Origin of the sequence: Bradyrhizobium sp., from assembly GCF_049691595.1 — a bacterium.
GTDB lineage: Bacteria > Pseudomonadota > Alphaproteobacteria > Rhizobiales > Xanthobacteraceae > Bradyrhizobium.
In genome coordinates this window covers 1-5,737 of record NZ_JBAVNZ010000645.1, presented here as the reverse complement: position 1 = coordinate 5,737, position 5,737 = coordinate 1, and the positions used below count along the sequence as shown (strand labels likewise).

8 protein-coding genes are annotated in these 5,737 nt (G+C 61.5%); 6 read left to right on the top strand and 2 right to left on the bottom strand.

Going from position 1 to position 5,737, the window contains the following annotated elements:
- From WCE35_RS25875 to WCE35_RS25865, 3 genes are all read left to right on the top strand, one after another.
- The coding region (locus WCE35_RS25875) for a DUF6494 family protein (protein WP_424596150.1) at positions 1-205 on the top strand (205 nt) is incomplete at its 5' end.
- A 106-nt stretch (positions 206-311) separates the two neighbouring features.
- Positions 312-731, top strand: coding sequence for a RusA family crossover junction endodeoxyribonuclease (locus WCE35_RS25870; protein ID WP_424596149.1), 420 nt, complete (start codon positions 312-314; stop codon positions 729-731).
- Entirely contained in the window at positions 731-1,381 is a 651-nt protein-coding gene (locus tag WCE35_RS25865; RefSeq protein WP_424596148.1) for a hypothetical protein, read from the top strand. Before WCE35_RS25870 ends, WCE35_RS25865 begins: the two co-directional genes overlap by 1 nt.
- Positions 1,382-1,613: 232 nt before the next feature.
- Here the strand turns inward: WCE35_RS25865 and WCE35_RS25860 are convergent, their stop codons facing one another.
- The gene (locus tag WCE35_RS25860; RefSeq protein WP_424596147.1) at positions 1,614-2,306 is read right to left on the bottom strand and encodes a DUF1013 domain-containing protein; all 693 of its coding nucleotides are present in this window, start codon (positions 2,304-2,306) and stop codon (positions 1,614-1,616) included.
- A gap of 217 nt (positions 2,307-2,523) precedes the next feature.
- Between WCE35_RS25860 and ispH the strand changes: the two genes are divergently transcribed.
- The 3 genes from ispH to rnhA are packed head-to-tail and all read left to right on the top strand — an operon-like array spanning position 2,524 to position 4,963.
- Entirely contained in the window at positions 2,524-3,513 is a 990-nt protein-coding gene (gene ispH / locus WCE35_RS25855; RefSeq protein WP_424596146.1) for a 4-hydroxy-3-methylbut-2-enyl diphosphate reductase, read from the top strand.
- 8 nt (positions 3,514-3,521) lie between these two features.
- On the top strand, positions 3,522-4,502 hold the full coding sequence (locus tag WCE35_RS25850) for a homoserine kinase (protein WP_424596145.1): 981 nt from the start codon (positions 3,522-3,524) through the stop codon (positions 4,500-4,502).
- Positions 4,499-4,963 (top strand): ribonuclease HI, encoded by a 465-nt coding sequence (rnhA, locus tag WCE35_RS25845; protein WP_424596144.1) that lies wholly within the window; start codon positions 4,499-4,501, stop codon positions 4,961-4,963. The genes WCE35_RS25850 and rnhA overlap by 4 nt, the downstream gene beginning before the upstream one ends.
- A 99-nt stretch (positions 4,964-5,062) precedes the next feature.
- Here the strand turns inward: rnhA and WCE35_RS25840 are convergent, their stop codons facing one another.
- Positions 5,063-5,548 (bottom strand): peroxiredoxin, encoded by a 486-nt coding sequence (locus tag WCE35_RS25840; protein WP_424596143.1) that lies wholly within the window; start codon positions 5,546-5,548, stop codon positions 5,063-5,065.
- Positions 5,549-5,737: the final 189 nt, after the last annotated feature.

Sequence of the window (5,737 nt, the reverse complement as noted above, 5' to 3'; positions counted from 1 at the left end):
GAACGAAGACGCTTTCAACACCAGCCTGCGCGGCTTCCTCAAGAAAGTCGGCATCACCTCGCAGCGCGAAATCGAAAAGGCGGTCCGCGACGCGGTCGCCAGCGGCCGCCTCAAGGGAAACGAAAAGCTGCCGGCGAAGATGGTGCTCACGGTTGGCGGCGTCAGCCTCAGCCACGAGATAACGGGCGAGATCGAGCTCGGCTAGGCCTTGGAATTTCGAAAAGCTAAGCCGAACGGAGTTGAAACGGTGGTTTGCCTGTGTAAGCCTGCAACCGTTGTTGGACGACTTTCTTTGCCCGCCAGGCTGACCAATGAGTGTGGAAATCGAGTTTCCGCTGGAATTTTTGGTGGCCGGAACACCAGTTTCGCTTTCAGCCAAGCGACGTGAATCCGTAGACCAGTGGAAGGCTCGCATCATCGACGCAACCCGGCCAAGTTTGCCCCAGGGGCATTTTGCAACGGAAAAGCCGATCGCGGCTACCTTGTTCTACTTCCCCGCGGCTGAAATGGCGGGGGACATCGATAATATAGTGAAGCCCGTCCTTGATGCCCTGGGCAAGCACATTTATCTCGACGATCGGCAGGTTCATCGGGTTCTGGTTCAGAAATTCGAGCCTGGCAACGTCTTCGGATTTGGAGCGCCTGGTCCAATCCTGCAGGACGCGCTAAATAGGGCCAAACCTGTCTTGTATGTCAGGCTGTCGAACGATCCATTCGAGGATCTAGCATAATGAGCGTTCTCGGAAGCAGCGAAGCGGAAGTGATCGAGAGTCTCCTGCCGCGCTACCAGGCGGAGGGATTTGACGTGTATGTAAACCCGTCCCCCTCGATTCTTCCGCCTTTCATGCAGTCTTACAGACCGGATGCCATCGCGCTCAAGAAAGACAAGAAAATCGCAATTGAAGTAGTCGGGTCAAACGCCCGTTCTGAACAGACGATAACAACGCTGCGGTCTCTATTTGCGGATCATGATGATTGGGAACTCCGAGTCTTCTATGCATCACCTATCGCATCCGGCGGGTCATTGGAGATAGCCTCGACTGCTGCAATTGACCAGTCAATTCGGCGCGTGATTGATTTGACAGAGACCGGGCATCTATTGCCCGCGCTCGTCATGGCGTGGGCGACGCTTGAAGCCGTTGGACGAGCGTTACTCCCGGATCAATTTCAGCGGCCACAAACGCCCGCTCGCCTCGTCGAGGTGCTCGGGTCGGAAGGGTACATTACCCCGGAAGAAGCCGACAAATTGAGAGCCGCAAGCATAGTCCGAAATGCGGTCGTTCATGGACAGCTTGATTCCGTGGTCGATCAAAAGCTGCTGGAAGGTTTTGTCGCCATTCTAAGGACTTTGGCGAAATTGCTGCCCGCAGAAGATCAATAGAATCGACCGACACTTTAGGGCAACGCGAAGCTGCCGGCCAGCATGGTGCTCACCGTCAGCGGCGCCAGCTTCAGCCACGAGATCGCGGGCGAGTGCCGCAGCCTCAGCTGTCATCGTCCGCGAAAGCGGGCGATCCAGTATTCCAGAGACGACAGTCATCCAACCGAGAAGCCGCGGCGTACTGGATACCCCGCTTCTGTTGAGCGGCCTAACGCGCTATCGCTCGGGCCGCCTACTCCTGCTCCGCCTTCTTGCCGCCGATGTTTTTCAGTTTCGCGAACACGGCATCCACATTGAGATCCTCGCGCTGTTTTTCGGTCGGCTCGAATTCCGGCTCTTTCTTGGTGGTTTCCGAGGCCGGCAGCAAGGTGGCGCCGCCATAGGCCGCCGGCACCGGCTTTTCCTTGGCCGCGCGCTGCACCTCGAAATCGAGCTCGATCTGCGTGCACAGGCCGAGCGTCACCGGGTCCATCGGGGTCAGTGTCGAGGCGTTCCAGTGGGTGCGGTCGCGGACGCTCGCAATGGTGGTCTTGGTGGTGCCGACCAGGCGCATGATCTGCGCGTCCTTCAATTCCGGGTGATTGCGCACCAGCCACAGGATCGCGCTCGGCCGCTCATGGCGGCGCGACACCGGCGTATAGCGCGGACCCTTCTTCTTGGCCGCCGGCGGCAGCGTCACCTTGCTCTCGCCGAGCTTGAGGCGGTAGTTCGGGTCCTGTTCGCCCCTTTCGATCTCGTCGCGGGTCAACTGGCCGGTCGAGATCGGGTCCATGCCCTTGATGCCCTGGGCGGCGTCGCCGTCGGCAATGGCGCGCACCTCCAGCGGGTGCATTTTGGTGAAATCGGCCACCTGGTCGAAGGTCAGCGCGGTATTGTCAACCAGCCACACGGCCGTCGCCTTCGGCATCAGCGGTGCATTGCTCATGGCAAATCTCCTTTGTGCTTCGCCCACCTCTTTCTGGAGGCGAAGCCTGCGGTCATCAGCGATGACGGGAATTGACCGCTATATAGGCCTTCAGGGGCCATCCGCGCAATGGTCTGCTAAAGTGCCTTGACAGCGGCCAAAACCAGTCCCAAGTCGTGATGCGAATTGACCGTTCCCAGCCCGGCGGCGAGGGGTGATTCGGTCCCGGGATTGCCCCATGCCCTCTTTGTCCGAGCCAGCCAAGCCACCCTCCAAACCACCCCTGAGAATCGTGCTTTGTTCCCCGCGGGGTTTTTGCGCCGGCGTGGTCCGGGCGATCGACACCGTGGAACGGGCGCTCACGATCTATGGCGCCCCGGTCTATGTCCGCCACGAGATCGTCCATAACCGCTATGTGGTCGACAGCCTGAAGACCAAGGGCGCGATTTTCGTCGAGGAACTGGCCGAAATCCCCGACAATACCAACGCTCCGGTGGTGTTTTCGGCCCACGGCGTTCCGAAATCGGTTCCAGCCGACGCCCGCGCCCGCAATTTCTTCTCGCTGGACGCCACCTGTCCGCTGGTGACGAAAGTGCACCGCGAGGCGGCGATCCATTTCAAGCGTGGCCGCGAGATCCTCTTGATCGGGCATTCCCATCACCCGGAAGTGGTTGGCACGCTCGGGCAATTGCCGCCGGACGCGGTGACCCTGATCGAGACCGCGGAAGACGCCAAGACGTTCGCGCCGAAGGATCCGAACAATCTCGCTTTCGTGACGCAAACGACGCTGTCGATCGACGACACCGCGGAAATCGTTGCGATGCTCAAGGAACGGTTCCCGAACATTTCCGGCCCGCACAAGGAAGACATCTGCTACGCCACCACCAACCGCCAGCTCGCGGTGAAGAAGGTGGCGCCGGTGGTCGATGCGCTGATCGTGGTCGGCGCGCCGAACTCGTCGAACTCGCAGCGGCTGCGCGAGGTCGCCGAGCGCGAGGGGTGCCCCATTGCTGTCTTGGCTCAACGTGCCGGCGATATCGACTGGGAGCGGTTCGAGGGCATCGAGAGCCTCGGCATCACCGCCGGCGCGTCGGCGCCGGAAGTGATCGTCGAGGAGATCATGGGCGCCTTCGCCGAGCGTTATGAACTGCACGTGGAGACGGTCTCGGCCGCGGAAGAGAACGAGTTCTTCCCGCTGCCGCGTTCGCTGCGGCCCGATGCGGCGTAAGGTCTGCCATGGCGGTTTACACTGACGTCGCCGCCGAAGAGCTCGCGGAATTCCTCAAAGGCTACGACATCGGCGAGCTGCTCTCCTACAAGGGCATCGCCGAGGGCGTCGAGAATTCCAACTTCCTGCTGCACACGAGCCACGGCGCCTACATCCTCACGCTCTATGAGAAGCGCGTGGCGGTGGACGATCTGCCCTATTTCCTGTCGCTGATGGCCCATCTCGCCGAGCGCGGCGTGCGTTGCCCGCAGCCGGCCAAAAACCGCAACGGCGAAGTCTACAGCCGTCTCGCCGACCGGCCCGCGGCGATCATCAATTTCCTCGAAGGCGTGTGGCCGCGGCGGCCGAACGCGGCGCATTGCGCCGGCGTCGGCGAGGCGCTTGCGAAAATGCATCTCGCCGGCCGCGACTTTCCGCTGTTTCGGAAAAATCCGCTGTCGGTGGCCGGCTGGCGGCCGCTGTTCGAGCTCGCCGCCGCGCGCGCCGACAGCGTCCAGGCGGGATTGCGCGACTTCATCGCGCGCGAGCTGGAGCATCTGGAAGCCCGCTGGCCGGCCGATCTTCCGGTCGGCGTCATCCATGCCGATCTGTTTCCCGACAACGTCTTCTTCCTCGGCGACAAGCTCTCCGGGCTGATCGACTTCCCGTTCTCCTGCAACGACATCCTCGCCTATGACGTCGCGATCTGTCTCAACGCCTGGTGCTTCGAGCCGGATCATTCCTTCAACGTCACCAAGGCGCGCGCGCTGCTCAACGCCTATGGCCGCGCGCGCAAATTGTCCGACGCCGAGCAGCAGGCGCTGCCGCTATTGGCGCGCGGCGCCGCGCTACGCTTCTTGCTGACGCGGCTGGTGGATTTCCTCAACGTGCCGCCGGGCGCGCTGGTGAAGCCGAAGGATCCGCTGGAATATGTCCGCAAGCTGCGCTTCCAGCAGAGCGTATCGGGTGTGCGCGATTACGGCTTCACGCAGCCGGGATGCGCGGCGTGAGCGAACGGCCGCGCGTGACTGTCTTCACCGACGGCGCCTGCTCGGGCAATCCCGGGCCGGGCGGCTGGGGCGCGATCCTGAGATTCGGCGACGTCGAGAAGGAATTGAAGGGCGGCGAGGCCCATACCACCAACAACCGCATGGAATTGATGGCGGCGATCGCGGCGCTGGAAGCGCTGAAAAAGCCCTGCGTGGTCGACCTCACCACCGACAGCCAGTATGTCCGCCAGGGTATCACCGGCTGGATCCATGGCTGGAAGAAAAACGGCTGGCGCACATCGGACAGGAAGCCGGTCAAGAATGTCGAGCTGTGGCAGCGACTCGAGGCGGCGCTGAAGCCGCACGAGGTCCGCTGGCACTGGATCAAGGGCCACGCCGGCCATGCCGAGAACGAGCGCGCCGATCAACTGGCGCGCGAGGGCGTCGCCATGGCGCGGCTGAACATGAGGGTGGGGAAATAGTTATTGGTCGTCATTGCGGGGAGCGATAGCGACGAAGCAATCCAGTTATCCGCGTGCGGCGCTATGGATTGCTTCGCTTCGCTCGCAATGACGGGCGATTTACAACTGCCCGAGCAGCGTATCGCCGCCGGAAACCTCGACCTTGCCGGGGTTGGGTTCGAGGTTCATTTTCCTGACCACGCCGTCTTCCACCAGCATCGAGTAGCGGTGGGAGCGGATGCCGAGCCCATTGCCGGAGGCGTCGAGTTCCATGCCGATCGCCTTGGTGAACTCGGCATTGCCGTCGGCCAGGAAGGTGGCCTCGTCGCGCTGGTCGGTGTCGCGCTTCCAGGCGTTCATGACGAAGGCGTCGTTGACCGAGACGATGGCGATGGTGCCCACGCCCTTGTCCTTCAAGGCATAGGCGTTGAGGAAAATGCTCGGCAAATGCATCTTGTGGCAGGTGCCGGTATAGGCGCCGGGCACGGCGAACAGCGCCACCTTCTTGCCCTTGAAAATATCGTCGGTGGTTTTGACCTGCGGCCCTTCCGCCGTCATCACGCGAAACTTGGCTTCCGGCAGCTTGTCGCCGACTTTGATGGTCATCGTCAATTCTCCTTGAATGAGCGGACGTGTCTTAGAGCATTTTTGCAGGGAGAGGAAACCACTTCACCATGGTTTGATGGCATGAAGTAGTCATTCCGGGGCGCGAAGCGAACTTTGATGTGCAATTGCACATCAGAGAATCTCCAGATTCCGGGTCTGGTCCTTCGGACCATCCCGGAATGACGGGGG